The following is a 16742-nucleotide window of genomic DNA, read 5'->3' as shown; positions in this document are numbered from 1 at the left end:
TCTATTGGCCGAAGCATCTGATGCGAATGACCTGATGCAGGTGGTCGTGCTGTTGACCGCCGGTGTCGTTGCCGTGCCGCTGTTCAAGCGCATCGGGCTCGGGTCGGTGCTCGGCTATCTCATTGCTGGATTGGTGATCGGCCCGTTCGGCCTGCGCTTCTTCACCGAGCCGCAGGCGATCCTCCATGTGGCCGAACTCGGCGTCGTGATGTTCCTGTTCATCATCGGGCTGGAAATGCAGCCGTCGAAGCTCTGGAGCATGCGCAAGGATATCTTTGGCCTTGGCGCGGCACAGGTGCTCGCCTGCATTGCCGGCCTGACCGGTGTCGGGTTAGAGCTCGGCTTTGCGCCCATTCCCTCCTTCATCGCCGGCACCGGCTTCGTGCTGACCTCGACGGCGATCGTCATGCAGATGCTGCAGGAGCGAAACGAGATTTCGACGCTGAAGGGCCAGCGCATGATCGCGATCCTCCTGTTCGAGGATCTGGCAATCGTGCCGCTGCTGGTGCTCGTGACCCTGCTTGGCAGCAGCGGGGCTGCGAGCGAGCCGTCGGAGCGCTGGATGGCGATCGGCATTGCTTTTGCAGCGCTTGTGGCGCTGGTGATCGCCGGTCGTTACCTGTTGAACCCGCTGTTCCGGCTGTTGGCAGCCGCGGGCGCACGCGAGGTGATGACCGCAGCGGCGCTGCTTGTGGTCCTCGGTTCGGCGCTGGCGATGCAGCAGAGCGGCCTGTCGATGGCGATGGGTGCCTTCCTTGCCGGCGTGCTGCTTTCTGAGTCTGCATTCCGCCACCAGCTCGAAGCCGATATCGAGCCGTTTCGCGGCATCCTGCTCGGCCTGTTCTTCCTTGGTGCCGGCATGGCGATCGACCTGTCGGTGATCGCCGCCAACTGGCAGGTCGTTGTGATTTCCGTGCTCGCCTATATGGCGCTGAAGGGCGTGCTGATCTATGCGGTCGCGCGGCTGCTGCGTGCCTGCCACAGCGAAAGTCTGGAGCGGGCGGTGCTGATGGCGCAGGGCGGCGAATTCGCCTTCGTGCTCTATGCCGCCGCCGTCTCGGCCGGCATCATCGATGCCGAAGCCAATGCGACGCTAACGGCGACGATCATCCTGTCGATGATGCTGACCCCGATCGCAATCTTCATCCATGGCCGTCTCGCCAAACCCGAGCCGCCGAAGACTGACGATCTGGAAGTGCCTGAGAATGTCGAAGGCACGGTGCTGATGATCGGCTTCGGCCGTTTCGGCCAGATCGTCAGCCAGCCGTTGCTGGCGCGCGGTTACAAGCTCTCGCTGATCGACAAGGATGCGGACTTCGTGCGCGACGCTTCGAACTTCGGCTTCCGGTCTTTTACGGCGATGGATCCCGCAGCGATATCCTGCACGCGGCAGGCGCAGCCACCGCAAGGGCAATCCTCATCTGCGTCGACGACAAGGCGGCGGCGATCAAGATCGCCCACACCGCCAAGGAGGAGTTTCCGCTGGTGCCCGTGCTGGCGCGCGCGTTCGACCGCGGTCATGCCATCGACCTCCTGCACGCCGGGGTGGACTTCGAGATCCGCGAGACGTTCGAATCGGCGCTCGCTTTTGGCACTGAAGTGCTGAATGTTCTGGGCGAGGATGCTGAAACAGCTGCGGATGTGATCGAAGAGTTCCGCGACCTCGACAAGGAGCGCTTTGCGCTCGAAACCATCGGCGGCATCTATGCCGGGCGACAGCTGATCCGAGGCAACGCGCAGCCGTCCGACATTATCGCCTCGCGAACCGCGCGCGAGCGGGCGGAAGCGGAAGCCCGCGAGGCACAGGAAGGCTCAGCCAGCTAAAGACTGGCTCGTGCCCGGTCCGGCAGTCAGGCGAGTTCGTTCTCGTCCCTGAGCAGAACGGCGATGAGCCGCTCCATGGATTGTGCCACGACCATGCAGTCCTCGAGCGGTGCGCCCTCCATCGACTTTTCGATGAGGCCGGTCTGAACCTCCATGGCCTCTTCCGTCAGCGTGCGCCCGGTGGGTGTCAGCGACAGCCGAAGCACGCGCTTGTCCTTGTCGTCGCCGCGGCGCTCGATCAGCCCGCGTTTTTCCAGCTGCGGCAGCAGCATGCTCATGTTGGACCGCCCCACCAGCAGCTTGCGGGCAAGCTCCTGCTGCGAGATCCCGTCAAAGCGATAGAGGTTGATCAGGATGTCGAGATGAGGCGGCTTGATGTCGAGATGCGCGAGCGAGCGCGTCATCGTCTGCTGCATCAACTGACAGGCGCGCGCGACTGCAATCCAGCTACGAAAACGCGGGTGGTCCCAGGGGAAATGATGCTGTTCGTTCATCACTTGCTTTTTGTTCATCGTTGTACAATAATGTTCAGCATTGAACATATCAAGAGATTCTCACTATGGCATCCTTTGCGATCAAGGTCATCCGCCATGCGCTTGCCGGCGTGTCGGTCATTTCTCCCGAGGCCGCCGGCCGGCTCGCCTTCAAACTGTTCAGTGTTACGCCCGGCCGCAAGCCGAAGAGCGCCAAGGAACGCGCGGCCCTTGCCGCTGCCGTCCCGGTGATCGCCAAGGGCGAGCCGGTGACGCTTTCCTATGCCGGCGGGTGGGTCCTAGCACGGCATTTCGCGAGCCCGCGCAATGCCGCCAACGCCAAGCGCGTGCTGCTGGTTCACGGCTGGGGATCGCGCAGCGATTATCTCGCCACCATGATCGAAGGGCTGGTTGCCAGCGGAGCCGAGGTGGTAACACTTGACTGGCCCGGGCATGGCGCCTCGCCGGGGCGGACGCTGACGATGCCGGCCGCCGTCAGGGCGATCGATGCCGCCTGGCGGCATTTCGGGGGCTTTGACGTCAGCGTCGGCCATTCCTTCGGAGGCGCCAGCCTTGCCTGTGCGGCCGGTGGTCTCGTTTGCGACGTGCCTAGTCATGTCGCAAAAAAGCTTGTCCTGATCGGTGCACCGAGCGAGATGACCTGGCTTTTCAAGGGCTTCGGAAAAGTTCTTCGCCTTTCACCCAAAACCCAGGGCGCCTTCGAGCGTCGTCGAACGCCTGTCCGGCCGCCGGCTGGAGGATTTCGATGCGGCCAGGATCCTTGAGGTGCGGGCCGTTCCGACATTGATCATCCATGCGGAAGATGACAAGGAGGTTTCGGCCGACCATGCGCGCCGCTATGCGGCGGCCGGACCCAATGTCGAGCTTCACTGGGCGAATGGCTACGGCCATCGCCGCATCGTATCGGCAAGCCCGGTGATCGACAGGATCAATGCTTTCGTCCATGCCGAGGATCGAAAGGCTGCTGCCTGACCGAAGGCTGGTCGCGCATCCGCGTTCTCGCGTCCGATACGGCTTCGGAAGATTTCGCTGATGCCGTCATATGCCCGTCATGCTATCCGTCGAAAGGATCACTTCGACCGCGGTGTTACCGTCTTTCGCGAGGCGAGCGCCGCTGCTGATATTGAGTTGGCTGCATGAAGCCGGATAACGGTTTGGGCATCATGCATTTGCGGGAGGACGGCATGTCGATCATCACCTCGGTCGAGGAATTGAACGCGCTTTACGGCGGCGTCAGCGAGGCATCGGTGGCAAAGGTCACCAAAGTGCTGACCGCAGAGTACCGGCAGATGATCGAGGCATCTCCCTTTGCCGCACTTGCGACCGTAGGTCCCGAAGGGCTCGACTGTTCTCCGCGCGGCGACGACGAATGCGTTGTCCGGGTCGCCGACGACAAGACGGTTCTGATGCCCGACTGGCGCGGCAACAACCGCGTCGATTCGCTCGCCAACATCGTGCGCGACCCGCGCGTGGCGCTGATGTTCCTGGTGCCTGGATCCAACACCACCATGCGCATCAACGGCACCGCCGTTGTCAGCATCGATCCGGCGCTGACTGACTCCTTCGAGATCGATGGCAGGAACCCGCGCAGCGTCCTCGTCGTCACCATCGGCGAGGTCTATTTCCAGTGCGCCCGCGCCTTGATGCGATCGCAGATCTGGAATCCTGAGCGCTTCATCGATCCCGCGACGCTTCCGACGCCCGGTGCGTTGCTGAAGGCCGCCAAGGCCGATTTCGATCGGGATACCTATGACCGCGAATGGCCGGAGCGCGCAGCCCAGACCATGTGGTAGGCTGAACGGCCGAGCGGGTTTGCGAACGACCGCGGAGCCGACGCAAGCCAGAGATGGAAACGTGATGCGACGTGGATCTATAAGCGCGTGTCTTGGTGCCGCCGTTCTGCTTGTCTCGGCCTGTGTCAGCAGAGGCTTGGCGGCCGAGCCGACGCTCAGCGAAAAGCTCGAACTGCTCGCCAGGGCCTATCCGGAGGCGGTCGCCGAGGTCGGCCAAGACACGCTGACCCTGCGCGATGGCGGCCCGGCGCTGCCGATCGATGATGGCAGGCAGAAGAGCCACGCCGAAAAGCTCGCATCCGGCGATATCGAGGACAGTCTTTCGCAGATCTATCCGCTTGGTCCCTGTGCCAAGCCGCCGGGTGTGGATTTCGATCCGGGCCGCATCCGCAGCGAAGCCTTGATGAAACGTCTTTATGGGGGCAGTGCTGCGGGCGTCAGGCGCGATCTTGTCGTGGTTGACTGGTTCGGCGAGCGCCTGAGCGTCACCAGCAGGCACGGTGTGGCCAAGGCGTTGCAGGCGGTCGGGCGCGAGCTTGCCTCACGACCAAAGCTGAAGCGGTATCTCGTGCCCAGTGCCGGGACCTTCAACTGGCGCAACATTGCCGGCGCGCACACGCTCTCGGTGCACAGTTTTGGCGCGGCGATCGATCTCAACACCGGCTTTGCCGACTACTGGCGCTGGGCGGGCGGAGGCAAGAGCGGCGCGGCGCCCTACCGCAACCGCTATCCGCTGGAGATCGTCGAGGTCTTCGAGAAGCATGGTTTCATCTGGGGCGGCCGCTGGTATCATTTCGACACCATGCATTTCGAGTACCGGCCGGAACTGATCGGCAAGACAGGCGGGTGCCTCCGCCTGTCGATAGGCTGAGTGTGGACGCCTTGCCTTGACTGGTCGGTCAGTCGCGAACGACCACAGTCGTGCCGAGCTGGACATTGGCATAAAGGTGCTCGACATCCTCGTTGGCCATGCGGATGCAGCCTGATGACATCGCCTTGCCGATCGACAGCGGCTGGTTGGTCCCGTGAATGCGGTAGATCGTCGAGCCGAGATACATGGCGCGGGCACCGAGCGGATTGTCGATGCCGCCCTCCATGCTGGCGGGCAGCACCTTGCCCTTCTTGGCTTCACGAACGCGCATGTCCTCGGGCGGCACCCAGGTGGGCCATTCGGCCTTGCGGCTCACGGTGTTGGTTCCGGTCCACAGAAACCCCTTCCGCCCAACGCTGACGGCGTATTTGACTGCGATGCCGCGGCCGACGACGTGGTAGAGGCGACGCTCGGAATTGTCGATGATGATGGTGCCGGGAGCGGCGGTCTCAGGGAAGGCGACGAGTTCTCGCGCGATCGGTGACTGGCTGATGTCGCCGCGCTTGGCCTTATAGCTGGCGCCGCCTTGCGACAGGACCTGAAGCCAACCGGTCTTGGCGGCGTTGCTGTCGAGGGAGGCGACGGTGATCTGACCCTGTGCCTTTTCGCCGGCGATTGCGGCTGATCCTGTCATCAAGACGATCGCGGTGACGGCTGCAAAAATGCGCTTCATGTCGGTTCTCCCCCTCGGATTGTGGGAACCGATCGTGCTTTCCGTAGCCGTTGGTCCCTGTTGCAACTGTTCTAGCGATTGCAATCAGGCCTGGCTGTTTCCAAGGGAACGAGAGTGCTGACATGAAAATGGCGCCCGATGGACGCCATTTTCATGAAGGGTATCTCGGACGTTGCTAACGTCGGTAGATCAGCCAGTTGCGGCCGGATTCCTTGCGCATGCCGTCTTCGAACAGCATCGTCTTGTTGCGGCCGGCATTCTTGGCGGAATAGAGCGCGATATCCGCCTTGTTGTAGAGATCGACGGCATCCTCCGCGGCGGTCGCCATGCAGACGCCGACCGACAGGGTGATCGGGCCATAATTGACGCCGGTCTTGGAATTTCTAAAGGGCGTGCCGGCCAGTACGGTGCGAATGCGATCGGCGACCTGCAGGCATTCTTCCTGGCTGCTGTCTTTGAGTATGACCGCGAACTCCTCTCCGCCGGTGCGGGCGACAAAGGCGTCGCGGCGGACATTGGCGCGGATGACGCTGCCGACCGTCGCCAGGATCTTGTCGCCGACCGGATGGCCGAACGTGTCGTTCACCTTCTTGAAGTGGTCGATATCGGCAACCAGCAGGCCGGTGAAGTTCTTCTCATGATCGTTGTTGTAGACGGCGGCGAGATTGTCGTCGAAGGCACGGCGGTTGGCGAGCCGCGTCAGCGAATCCGTATTGGCGATCCGCTTGTATTCGTCGAGTTCCTGGCGGATGACCTCCATCTCGAAGGACTTCTGCACCACGGTCTGCACGCGCTCCTTGCCCTGGCTCATCGTGTCGGCGGTCGCCTCGGTGAGGATACCGATGGCGTGGCGCAGGATGTCGGCGCTGGACGCGCTCTTGCTCGTTATGTTGACATAGGCTTCGTCGAGAACCTTGTTGTAAGTCTCGAGCGCATATTGCTCGTCCTTCAACAGGTTGACCAGTTCGGTCAGCTTGGCCGCAAGGCTGGTGTGGGCGCGCTCGATACCGGTCGAGCGATGGATATGGCTGAAATATTGTGCGCCGATCGCGTCGAGTTCCTCCTGGGTCGCGCGGCTGCCGAGAGCTGCGAGTTCCTTGGACAATTGCGGATTCGAACCGAGGTAGGCTTCGTAATAAAGCTCGTAATTGCGCGGTATCGGCGACACGCCCATCATGCGCATCGCATGAGTTACTTGTGCTGCGATATCCGGAGCTTGCGTTTTTCCAGAGGTGGCCGTTTGCATTCGCAAACCCCCAATATTACTCATTGCTTACAGGTACTGATTTTTAGGGGCAAATGATTTGCGAAGTCTTAATGATTGCTTCTGCGAATGAAGACAATTCGACTTAACGCAGACAATGCAATGTCCCGTCGATCCGGGCGAGGGCCGAGCCGCGACGCGGATTAAGGCGCCGCGGCAGGGGTATACGGATCAGGCCGGGCTGATCATCGTTTCCGGACGCACGATGGCGTCGAACTCTTCGTTGGTGACGTAACCGCCGCCGACGGCTTCTTCGCGCAGTGTCGTGCCGTTCTTGTGGGCGGTCTTAGCGATCTTGGCCGCGTTGTCGTAGCCGATCTTCGGCGCCAGCGCCGTCACCAGCATCAGCGAGCGGTCGAGCGCTGCCTTGATGTTGTCTTCGCGGGCCTCGATGCCGACGACGCAGTTGTCGGTGAAGGAGATCGCGGCATCGGCGAGCAACTGTACCGACTGCAGGAAGTTATAGGCCATCAGCGGGTTGAAGACGTTGAGCTCGAAATGGCCCTGGCTGCCGGCAAAGGTCAGTGCGGCGTTGTTGCCGAACACCTGGACGCAGACCTGTGTGAGCGCTTCGCACTGGGTCGGGTTGACCTTGCCCGGCATGATCGACGAACCCGGTTCGTTTTCCGGCAGCGAGAGCTCGCCGAGGCCCGAGCGCGGGCCGGAGCCGAGGAAGCGAATGTCGTTGGCAATCTTGAAGAGGGCAGCTGCTGCGGCGTTGATAGCGCCGTGGCTGAAGACCATCGAATCGTGGGCGGCAAGCGCTTCGAACTTGTTCGGTGCCGTGGTGAAGGCAATGCCGGTGATCTTGGCGATTTCTTCCGCGACCTTCTCGGCAAAGCCGATGGGTGCATTGAGGCCGGTACCCACGGCGGTACCGCCCTGCGCGAGCTCGCAAAGGCCGGGCAGGGTCAACTCGATGCGCTTGATCGAGGACGCGACCTGGGCGGCATAACCGGAGAATTCCTGGCCGAGCGTCAGCGGGGTTGCGTCCTGGGTGTGGGTGCGGCCGATCTTGATGATGTGATCGAACGCCTTGACCTTGGCTTCGAGCGCCTCGTGCAGGTGCTTTAGCGCCGGCAGCAGATCATGGATCACCCGCTCCGCGCAGGCGATGTGCATCGCCGTCGGATAGGTATCGTTGGACGATTGGCTCATGTTGACGTGGTCGTTCGGATGCACCGGCGTCTTCGAGCCCATGACGCCGCCGAGCATTTCGATTGCGCGGTTCGAGATGACCTCGTTGGCGTTCATGTTCGACTGGGTGCCGGAGCCTGTTTGCCAGACAACCAACGGGAAGTGGTCATTGAGCTTGCCGTCGATGACTTCCTGCGAGGCCTTGACGATGGCATCGGCAATGGTTGCATCCAGGCGACCGAGCGCCATGTTGGTGCGGGCCGCGGCCTGCTTGACGATGCCGAGCGCGCTGACGATTGCGACCGGCTGTTTTTCCCAGCCGATCTTGAAGTTGCCGAGGGAACGCTCGGCCTGGGCGCCCCAATAGCGGTCGTTTGCCACTTGGATGGGGCCGAACGTATCTGTTTCCGTGCGCGTCGATGTCATCGTGATCCCTGCCTTCGTCATGCGGTTCATGAAGTCTGGGCGAGGGGACGCGGTCGCAACCGGCTGTCCCTTCCCCAAGGTGCCGGGCCTCTCTCTGCCCCGGCTGGCAAGGCTTGTAAAGAGGTGGCCCCGGAGCTGGCAATGCTACAATCGTTTGAAAGGCGGGCGTGCGACAAAGAGCGGCCTTTGCAGTCGTGCAGCGGCTGATTCGCGTGCGCGCGGCGAACCCGGATTCCTTGTGGCGTTTCAGCCACATTCGTTGCCTTCCTTTAAGGCTCGCATTGCTCGCCTTGCCGTGCGGGCCGGGTGGCAACGACACTAATGTCGATGCAAATCAAATTTTTACGCCCCCTCGAACGTCCTGGAAATCAAGCGGTTTTTTTACCACGCAGAGGTGTTTTCATGCACGTTCGGGGAGGCGCGTTTCCTTTTCATTCACCATCCTTTTCTATAAGTTTTAGAGCACGAGGGCGTGGCGAGAATCTGGCTAAAGCCGAGTTCGGCGACAACGCGATACGGGGACGTAGTTTCACATGAGAATTTTCAAGACGGCAGCGATCGTAGCGCTCATGAGCAGCTGTTCGATTGCAACCTTCGATGTGCGGCCGGCTGCGGCCATCACGTTGATGGACCTTATCCGCGGCGGCAGACAGAAGACGCCGAAGCAGGAGATGCAGTCCGGCCAGCCGCTGCCCGGTGTCGGTTCCATGGGGCAGCCGCAGCAGAGGACGGTCTCCACGCCGCTGCCGAAGGTGACCGGCCCTCGCTATTATACCTACAAGGCGGAACCTCTGCGCCGGGTCGATACCGGTAGGCTGCTCGATCCGGTCGTCACCGGTTCTGTGCGCAACGAAGCGCTGCCGCCAATGCTGCGTGCGGCGCTCACCGATGCCCGTCAATTCATGCCTGACGTTGAGGTTCGCACGACCTCGAATGTGGCAAAAGCCATCGAGACCCATTACGGCTCGCGTTCTGATTTCGTCTGGATCGACGGCACCGGTGTCAACGCGCGCGCAAAGGGGGCGATTGCCGTTCTTGCCGATGCAGCAAAGGTCGGTCTCGATCCGCAGGATTATGCCGTTCAGGTGCCTGCTGATGAATTCGACCGCGGCGATATGATCGCGCGCGAAAAGGAACTTGTTCAGTTCGAAATCGCGCTGTCGGCGGCAACGCTTTCCTATGTCGAGGACACGGTGCGTGGCCGCATCGATCCCAACAAGATCTCCGGCTATCACGATTTCAAGCGCAAGACCGTCGATCTCTCAGCCTTCCTCGATAGGATGTCGGCAAGCTCCGATGTTGCCACGCTGCTCAACGATCAGAACCCGAAGAGCGAACAATTCGCTGCATTGTCGGTTGAACTCGAGCGCCTTCGTGCAGAGAAGAGCGTGGAACAGCGTGTCGAGATCGCGCCGGGCACGCTCCTGAAGCCGGGCCAAAGCAATCCGGAACTTGCCAACATCGTCGCCGGGATCCGCATCAAGGGTTCCGAGACGCTGAAGTCGGATCACGCCGCAGTGCTCGCGGCCTATCAAGGAACCCCTGAGTACACGCCTGAGCTGGTTCTGCTCGTCGAAGCGTTCCAGAAGGAGAATGGCCTGAAGGCCGATGGCGTCGTCGGTCAGGCGTCGCTGCGACTCCTGACCGGTGGCGACACCGTGGCAAGCAAGATCAACAAGCTCGAAGTCGCGATGGAACAGGCGCGCTGGCTTCCCGATGGGCTCGGCAACCGCTACGTCTTCATCAACCAGCCGGCCTTTACCGCGTCCTATAGCGACAATGGCGCCGAGCAGTTTTCGATGCGCGTCGTCGTCGGTTCAAAGGCGAACCAGACCTATTTCTTCCAGGATGAGATTCAGACCGTCGAGGTCAATCCATACTGGGGCGTGCCGCAGTCGATCATCATCAACGAGATGCTGCCGAAGCTGCGCAACGACCCTGGTTATCTCGATCGGATGGGCTATCAGGTTGAGATAGGCGGGCGCTCAGTGCCGTCGTCTTCCGTCAACTGGACCGGATCGACCGCCTCGGTTGCCGTGCGCCAGCCGCCGAGCAGCGACAACGCGCTTGGCGAACTGAAGATCCTGTTCCCGAATGCGCATGCCATCTACATGCACGACACGCCGTCGAAGAGCTTCTTCAAGCGTGACCAGCGCGCACTCAGCCACGGTTGCGTGCGGCTCGCCGATCCGCGCCGGATGGCAGCGGCCGTGCTTGGCACCAGCGTCGAGGATGTCGGCAAGGAAATCGGCGGCGGCAGCAACAAGGCGTTGCAGGTGCCGCAGAAGGTTCCTGTTTACGTCGCCTATTTTACCGCCTGGCCGAACAAGGACGGTGTCATCGAGTATTTCGACGACGTGTATGAGCGCGACATGTACGTGAACCGCGCCCTCGACGCCACCCGCGACGCTCGCCGGGCCGAGGGGTAAGTCCCAATTAGGCGATGGCGCCACTCGCACTGGCACCGTGTTCGACGACAGAATTTCAGACCCCGTGGAGCTTCTCCATGGGGTTTTTCGTTTAGGTGGTGGTGACGCGAGAGGAACGCAGCGTGTTTTTGCGATGCGAGAAGCGGCGCGACGCAGGAACCTGCTACGTGCGCGCTGCCAATGACGATTGATCTTAGTGGGCTCTATCCTCGATCAGATGCGGATCAAAACCTCAGGCCCAGCGCCCGCGCGCTTACTTGCCGTTGAAAAGCCCTGTCACCAGCGCCGGCGTCAACTCGTCGAAGTGGCGGATGATCACTGTCGGCTCCAGGCTTTCGATCGGCACGTCGGAATAGCCGAACGGCACGGCGATCGACGGGATCGCGGCGTTTCGGGCGACCAGAATATCGTTGAGGCTGTCACCGATCATCACCGAGTGCGCGGCACTGCCGCCGGCATTGGCGATCGTGCGCAGCAGGTGGTCGGCATTCGGCTTGCGGATTTCGAACGTGTCGCCACCGGAAACCGCCGCGAAGCGATCGATGAGGCCTAGGCGCTCGAGCAGCCGGTTTGCCAGCATCTCCGGCTTGTTGGTGCAGACTGCGAGCTTGAAGCCCGCCGCCGACAGCCGGTCGAGTGCGTTGAGCATGCCCGGGTAAGGCAGGGAATCACCCGGCATCGAGCCATGATAGAAGTCGACGAACTCCTTCATCTGCCAGGCCAACGCTTCTTCATCGAGCGGCTTGTTGCGAAGCGCAAAAGTCCGCTCGATCATCGCGCGGGCACCGTGGCCAACGAGATGGGTGAGGTCGCGGTAGGTGACCGGCTCGACGCCGGCCTGGGTCACCGCATGGTTGAGGCTCGCCACCAGATCCGGCGCCGTATCGACAAGGGTTCCGTCGAGATCAAAGACGACAATGGGGGAAGACAAGAGGTGAACCTCGCGTAGCCGGAAAGAGTTGTCGTTCGGGTAGGCGAAGTTGCAAGAGAATGCAATGGCAAGTGTGTGTGGGAAGGGACCAGGAATCCGGGCCGGGCCCCTGATTTTGGCTTTTGTTTGCAGCTTTGGGCGTGTAAGTGTCTCAGCGGAAAACGGATGGAGAAGGTGGGTAACCGCATCCACATCCGGTGGGTAAAAAAGGGAGCGACTGGCGTATGGACGCCCGCCAAATGAAAATCAAAGCCGCGGCAGCGGCGCTCGAACATGTCGAAGACGGCATGCGTCTCGGCATTGGGACGGGATCGACTGCCGAGGAGTTCGTTCGGCTCCTGGCCGAGAAGGTCGCTGCGGGCTTCCGCATCGAAGGCGTTCCGACCTCCGAGCGTACTGCGCGGCTGTGCCTGGAGCTTGGCGTGCAGTTGAAGTCGCTGGACGAACTTCCGGAACTGGACCTGACGATCGATGGTGCCGACGAAATCGATGGTCAGTTGCGACTGATTAAGGGCGGCGGCGGCGCATTGCTGCGCGAGAAGATCGTCGCGGCCGCTTCCAAGCGCATGATTGTCATCGCCGATGAATCGAAAGTCGTCGATGTTCTCGGCGCATTCAAGCTGCCGATCGAGGTCAATCCCTTCGGCCAGGTGGCAACGCGCATCGCCATCGAAAAGGTGGCCTCGCGTCTCGGTCTTTCCGGTGACATCTCCGTGCGCAACTCAGGCGACGGCCCCTTCAAGACGGACGGTGGACACCTCATTCTTGATGCATCTTTTGGCCGTATTCCTGATGCAGATGCGCTCGCGGGAGAGCTGAATGCCATTCCGGGCGTGGTCGAGCATGGACTTTTCATAGGCATCGCGTCGCTGGCAATTATTGCCGGACCGGAAGAGGCACGCATTCTGACCGCATCTTGAGCCGGTTCCCGTCGCTCCCTGGGGAGCAGGGGCCGGTGAAGAAAACAGGTTACCACACATGCGGGCCTGGCGGCGGCAATCGCCCCGGCAGCATGCGACAAACACAGGAGCATGGATAAAAATGAACAAACTCGCAGGTCTTGTCCGCACTTTCGCAGCCACCGCGGTTCTCCTTTCTGCATCCATTCCGGTTCAGGCTCAGGACGTGTCCGACGCCCAGATCAAGGCCGCGCGTGCGACCATCGCTGCACTCGGCGTGACCAACAACTTCGACAACATTCTGCCGAACCTCGCCGAGCGTCTGAAGAATACTCTGATCCAGGCTTCGCCGAACTTCCAGGAGCTGATCACCGCGACCGTCGACGAAAAGGCTTTGACCCTGGCAGCGCGTCGCGCCGATCTCGAAAACGAAGCCGCGACGATCTACGCCAAGACCTTTACGCTTGAAGAGCTGAACGCCATTACCGAGTTCTACAAGTCGACGGCCGGCAAGAAGCTTCTGAACGACGGCCCGATTGCTTCGCGCGAATTGTTGAAGGCGGCAGACATCTGGGCAGCCGGCGTGTCGCGCGACCTCAACACCGAAGCCACGAAGTCGCTCGACGCCAAGGTCGGCACTTCGGCTCCGCCACGTATTGAAGGCACCGTTGAGACACCGCCCGCCCAATAATCCGCGGTCGGTCGGAGAGAGCTCGGGTCAGCTGGGCTAAACATCACGTTTTGGGGAGCCCGGAGCAATCCGGGCTTTTCTTTTTCTGCAGTGCAACACTATATGTGCCTGCGACGGGGGACTGCCCCCCGAGCGGGGCGTGCCGCCGGCGAAAATGCCTGGTCCGCGGTCCCCTAATTGTCCTAATTGCAGCTTGCACGACCTTCAGGAGTTCGCCCATGCCCGCTTTCGACTATGACCTCTTCGTAATCGGTGGCGGTTCGGGTGGCGTCAGAAGCGGCCGGCTGGCGGCAAGTCTCGGCAAGAAGGTCGCGATCGCCGAAGAGTTCCGTTATGGCGGCACCTGTGTCATCCGTGGGTGCGTTCCGAAGAAGCTCTATGTCTACGCGTCGCAATATTCGGAACATTTCGAGGATGCGGCGGGTTTCGGCTGGACCGTCGGCGAAAGTCGCTTTGATTGGCAAAAGCTCGTCGCTGCCAAGGAGCAGGAGATCACGCGGCTCGAAGGCCTCTACCAGAAGGGGCTCGCCAATGCCGGCGCGGAGATCCTGCGTACACGGGCTGAGCTTGTCGGCCCGAATACGGTTCGCCTGCTCGACACTGGCAAGACCGTGACCGCCGAACGTATCGTCATTGCTGTCGGCGGCCACCCGACGCCGCATGACGCGCTGCCGGGCCATGAACTCTGCATTTCCTCCAATGAGGCTTTCGATCTGGCGGAACTGCCGAAGTCGATCCTGATTGCAGGCGGTGGCTATATCGCTGTCGAGTTCGCCAATATCTTTCATGGTCTCGGCGTCGAAACGACACTGATCTATCGCGGCAAGGAAATCCTCTCGCGTTTCGATCAGGATCTCCGCCGCGGCCTGCACACGGCGATGGAAGAGAAGGGCATCCGGATCCTTTGCGAAGACATCATCCAGTCGGTCACGACTGACGCCGACGGCAAGCGCGTGGCGCAGACGATGAAACACGGCCAAATCGCCGTCGATCAGGTGATGCTGGCGCTTGGCCGCGTGCCGAACACCAAGGGCCTCGGGCTCGAAAGCGCCGGGGTGAACACGGATGAGCGCGGCGCGATCGTCGTCGACGCCTTTTCGCGCACGAGCGCGCCCGGCATCTATGCCCTCGGCGACGTGACCGATCGCGTCCAGCTGACACCGGTCGCGATCCACGAGGCAATGTGCTTCATCGAGACCGAATACAAGAACAACCCGGTATCGCCCGACCACGACCTGATCGCCACGGCCGTCTTCTCCCAGCCGGAGATCGGCACCGTCGGCCTCAGCGAGGAGCAGGCTGCGCGTCAGTTCGAAGAACTGGAAGTCTATCGTGCCGAGTTCCGGCCGATGAAGGCGACGCTTTCCGGCCGGAAGGAAAAGATGATCATGAAGCTGATCGTCAACGCTGCCGACCGCAAAGTGCTGGGCGCCCACATCCTCGGGCACGATGCCGGCGAAATGGCGCAATTGCTCGGCATTTCGCTGAAGGCCGGTTGCACCAAGGACGACTTCGATCGGACGATGGCGGTGCATCCGACAGCATCGGAAGAGCTTGTGACGATGTATGCGCCGTCCTATCGCGTGCGTAAGGGCGAGCGGGTCGGCTGAGCAGGGCGGTTGCTTTGCTGACGCCGGAAACCATGAATTCTGGTAGGATGCCTTTCCAAGCCATCGCTTAACGTCTATAAGCCCGCATCCGCGAAGTCACCGGCTTCGAGCGGGCGCGAAGGCTTGGCCACGCGCTGAAGCGGGGCGCGCGGACGCAGTGAAATTTCCGAATACCGGGCGGTGTCGAAACCGTCAGGGCGCGACCCGCGCGGACCGACGTCCGCGGCAGACAACAGGTGATCGAAATGGCACAGACTTGGACTCCGAATAGCTGGCGGCAGAAACCCATCCAGCAGGTTCCGGATTATCCGGACCTTGCGGCTCTTGCGGCAACGGAAGCGAAACTCGCGAAGTATCCGCCGCTGGTGTTTGCCGGCGAGGCGCGGCGTCTGAAGACTGCTCTTGCCAATGTTGCCGAAGGCCGCGGCTTCCTGCTGCAGGGCGGCGATTGCGCCGAGAGCTTTGCCGAGCATGGGGCCGACACGATCCGCGACTTCTTCCGCGCGTTCCTGCAGATGGCCGTCGTTCTGACGTTCGGCGCTCAGCAGCCGGTGGTCAAGGTCGGTCGCATCGCTGGCCAGTTCGCCAAGCCGCGCTCCTCCAACATCGAGAAGCAGGGCGACGTCGAGCTGCCGAGCTACCGTGGCGACATCATCAACGGCATCGAGTTCACCGAAGCGGAACGCGTTCCGGATCCGGAACGGCAGATCATGGCCTACCGCCAGTCCGCCGCGACGCTCAACCTGTTGCGCGCTTTTGCGATGGGTGGCTATGCCAACCTCGACAACGTTCATCAGTGGATGCTCGGCTTCGTCAAGGATAGCCCGCAGGCAGAGCGCTACCGCAAGCTCGCCGACCGGATTTCCGAGACGATGGATTTCATGAAGGCGATCGGCATCACCTCTGAAAATCATCCGAGCCTGCGCGAAACCGATTTCTTCACCAGCCACGAGGCGCTGCTGCTCGGCTACGAGCAGGCGCTGACGCGTGTCGATTCCACCTCCGGCGACTGGTATGCGACTTCGGGCCACATGATCTGGATCGGCGACCGTACCCGCCAGCCGGACCACGCCCATATCGAATATTGCCGTGGCATCAAGAACCCGCTTGGCCTCAAGTGTGGCCCGTCGCTGACGGCTGACGGCCTTCTGGAACTGATCGATCTGCTCAACCCGGCCAACGAAGCCGGCCGCCTGACGCTGATTTGCCGCTTCGGCCATGACAAGGTTGCCGAGCACCTGCCGCGCCTCATCCGCGCGGTTGAACGCGAAGGCAAGAAGGTCGTCTGGTCCTGCGATCCGATGCACGGCAACACGATCACGCTCAACAACTATAAGACCCGCCCGTTCGAGCGGATCCTGTCGGAAGTCGAAAGCTTCTTCCAGATCCACCGTGCGGAAGGCTCGCACCCGGGCGGCATTCATATCGAGATGACCGGCAACGACGTTACCGAATGCACCGGCGGCGCCCGTGCGCTTTCGGGTGACGATCTCGCCGATCGCTACCACACCCATTGCGATCCTCGCCTCAATGCGGACCAGGCGCTGGAATTGGCGTTCCTGCTCGCCGAGCGCATGAAGGGCGGCCGCGACGAGAAGAAGCTGGTCGTCAACGGCTGATACTGAGGCATTGCCGCACGGTTCAGATTTTCTGAACCTCGAGCGGTCGCTATGAAATTGACAATGCCGGGCCGGCTCGCG

Annotated in this window: 12 protein-coding genes and 2 pseudogenes; 9 read left to right on the top strand and 5 right to left on the bottom strand. The window is 61.6% G+C overall.

Annotated features, from left to right (window positions below):
* The first annotated feature begins 4 nt into the window (after positions 1 to 4).
* Positions 5 to 1824, top strand: a pseudogene (locus BKP54_RS04045) (monovalent cation:proton antiporter-2 (CPA2) family protein).
* A 26-nt stretch (positions 1825 to 1850) separates the two neighbouring features.
* On the opposite strand, the gene BKP54_RS04040 reads toward BKP54_RS04045, so the two are convergent.
* Positions 1851 to 2336 (bottom strand): MarR family transcriptional regulator, encoded by a 486-nt coding sequence (locus BKP54_RS04040; protein WP_025427249.1) that lies wholly within the window; start codon positions 2334 to 2336, stop codon positions 1851 to 1853.
* A gap of 47 nt (positions 2337 to 2383) precedes the next feature.
* On the opposite strand from BKP54_RS04040, the pseudogene BKP54_RS04035 reads away from it, so the two are divergent.
* From BKP54_RS04035 to BKP54_RS04025, 3 genes and pseudogenes are all read left to right on the top strand, one after another.
* A pseudogene (locus BKP54_RS04035) lies at positions 2384 to 3290 on the top strand (alpha/beta fold hydrolase).
* A gap of 212 nt (positions 3291 to 3502) precedes the next feature.
* The gene (locus BKP54_RS04030; RefSeq protein WP_025427247.1) at positions 3503 to 4111 is read left to right on the top strand and encodes a pyridoxamine 5'-phosphate oxidase family protein; all 609 of its coding nucleotides are present in this window, start codon (positions 3503 to 3505) and stop codon (positions 4109 to 4111) included.
* Positions 4112 to 4175: 64 nt separating this feature from the next.
* Positions 4176 to 4982, top strand: a complete 807-nt coding sequence (locus BKP54_RS04025) for a M15 family metallopeptidase (protein WP_084814284.1) — start codon at positions 4176 to 4178, stop codon at positions 4980 to 4982.
* 28 nt (positions 4983 to 5010) lie between these two features.
* Here BKP54_RS04025 and BKP54_RS04020 read toward each other — a convergent pair whose 3' ends face one another.
* The 3 genes from BKP54_RS04020 to fumC all read right to left on the bottom strand — a co-directional run bounded on the left by BKP54_RS04020 (position 5011) and on the right by fumC (position 8512).
* The gene (locus BKP54_RS04020; protein ID WP_025427245.1) at positions 5011 to 5655 is read right to left on the bottom strand and encodes a L,D-transpeptidase; all 645 of its coding nucleotides are present in this window, start codon (positions 5653 to 5655) and stop codon (positions 5011 to 5013) included.
* 175 nt (positions 5656 to 5830) lie between these two features.
* Positions 5831 to 6901 carry a GGDEF domain-containing protein gene (locus tag BKP54_RS04015; protein WP_025427244.1) on the bottom strand — a complete coding sequence of 357 codons (1071 nt, stop codon included), beginning with the start codon at positions 6899 to 6901 and terminating at the stop codon, positions 5831 to 5833.
* Between the two features lie 189 nt (positions 6902 to 7090).
* The gene (gene fumC / locus BKP54_RS04010; protein WP_107027596.1) at positions 7091 to 8512 is read right to left on the bottom strand and encodes a class II fumarate hydratase; all 1422 of its coding nucleotides are present in this window, start codon (positions 8510 to 8512) and stop codon (positions 7091 to 7093) included.
* 503 nt (positions 8513 to 9015) lie between these two features.
* Between fumC and BKP54_RS04005 the strand changes: the two genes are divergently transcribed.
* On the top strand, positions 9016 to 10911 hold the full coding sequence (locus tag BKP54_RS04005; protein ID WP_025427242.1) for a murein L,D-transpeptidase: 1896 nt from the start codon (positions 9016 to 9018) through the stop codon (positions 10909 to 10911).
* A 253-nt stretch (positions 10912 to 11164) separates the two neighbouring features.
* Here BKP54_RS04005 and BKP54_RS04000 read toward each other — a convergent pair whose 3' ends face one another.
* Positions 11165 to 11842, bottom strand: coding sequence for an HAD family hydrolase (locus tag BKP54_RS04000; RefSeq protein WP_025427241.1), 678 nt, complete (start codon positions 11840 to 11842; stop codon positions 11165 to 11167).
* A 224-nt stretch (positions 11843 to 12066) separates the two neighbouring features.
* On the opposite strand from BKP54_RS04000, the gene rpiA reads away from it, so the two are divergent.
* The 4 genes from rpiA to BKP54_RS03980 all read left to right on the top strand — a co-directional run bounded on the left by rpiA (position 12067) and on the right by BKP54_RS03980 (position 16661).
* Complete coding sequence (gene rpiA / locus BKP54_RS03995) at positions 12067 to 12762, top strand: ribose-5-phosphate isomerase RpiA (protein WP_084814283.1); 696 nt, start codon at positions 12067 to 12069, stop codon at positions 12760 to 12762.
* A 121-nt stretch (positions 12763 to 12883) separates the two neighbouring features.
* A complete protein-coding gene (locus tag BKP54_RS03990; protein WP_025427239.1) occupies positions 12884 to 13432 on the top strand; it encodes a DUF2059 domain-containing protein in 549 nt (182 codons plus the stop codon).
* A gap of 218 nt (positions 13433 to 13650) precedes the next feature.
* Complete coding sequence (gene gor, locus BKP54_RS03985) at positions 13651 to 15042, top strand: glutathione-disulfide reductase (RefSeq protein WP_025427238.1); 1392 nt, start codon at positions 13651 to 13653, stop codon at positions 15040 to 15042.
* 245 nt (positions 15043 to 15287) lie between these two features.
* Positions 15288 to 16661 carry a 3-deoxy-7-phosphoheptulonate synthase class II gene (locus BKP54_RS03980; protein ID WP_025427237.1) on the top strand — a complete coding sequence of 458 codons (1374 nt, stop codon included), beginning with the start codon at positions 15288 to 15290 and terminating at the stop codon, positions 16659 to 16661.
* The last annotated feature ends 81 nt before the right edge of the window (positions 16662 to 16742 follow it).

It is taken from the genome of Ensifer sp. 1H6 (assembly GCF_001976035.1).
In the GTDB taxonomy this organism is placed as follows: domain Bacteria; phylum Pseudomonadota; class Alphaproteobacteria; order Rhizobiales; family Rhizobiaceae; genus Ensifer; species Ensifer canadensis.
The sequence above is the reverse complement of the archived record's forward strand: the minus strand, read 5'-3'. Positions and strand labels throughout refer to the sequence as shown.

Coding starts and splice junctions, on each gene's coding strand:
- fumC (WP_107027596.1), bottom strand. CDS start 8,512: ATGAACCGCATGACGAAGGCAGGGATCACGATGACATCGACGCGCACG.
- gor (WP_025427238.1), top strand. CDS start 13,651: ATGCCCGCTTTCGACTATGACCTCTTCGTAATCGGTGGCGGTTCGGGT.
- BKP54_RS04015 (WP_025427244.1), bottom strand. CDS start 6,901: ATGCAAACGGCCACCTCTGGAAAAACGCAAGCTCCGGATATCGCAGCA.
- BKP54_RS04005 (WP_025427242.1), top strand. CDS start 9,016: ATGAGAATTTTCAAGACGGCAGCGATCGTAGCGCTCATGAGCAGCTGT.
- BKP54_RS03980 (WP_025427237.1), top strand. CDS start 15,288: ATGGCACAGACTTGGACTCCGAATAGCTGGCGGCAGAAACCCATCCAG.
- rpiA (WP_084814283.1), top strand. CDS start 12,067: ATGGACGCCCGCCAAATGAAAATCAAAGCCGCGGCAGCGGCGCTCGAA.
- BKP54_RS04040 (WP_025427249.1), bottom strand. CDS start 2,336: ATGAACAAAAAGCAAGTGATGAACGAACAGCATCATTTCCCCTGGGAC.
- BKP54_RS04030 (WP_025427247.1), top strand. CDS start 3,503: ATGTCGATCATCACCTCGGTCGAGGAATTGAACGCGCTTTACGGCGGC.
- BKP54_RS04025 (WP_084814284.1), top strand. CDS start 4,176: ATGCGACGTGGATCTATAAGCGCGTGTCTTGGTGCCGCCGTTCTGCTT.
- BKP54_RS03990 (WP_025427239.1), top strand. CDS start 12,884: ATGAACAAACTCGCAGGTCTTGTCCGCACTTTCGCAGCCACCGCGGTT.
- BKP54_RS04020 (WP_025427245.1), bottom strand. CDS start 5,655: ATGAAGCGCATTTTTGCAGCCGTCACCGCGATCGTCTTGATGACAGGA.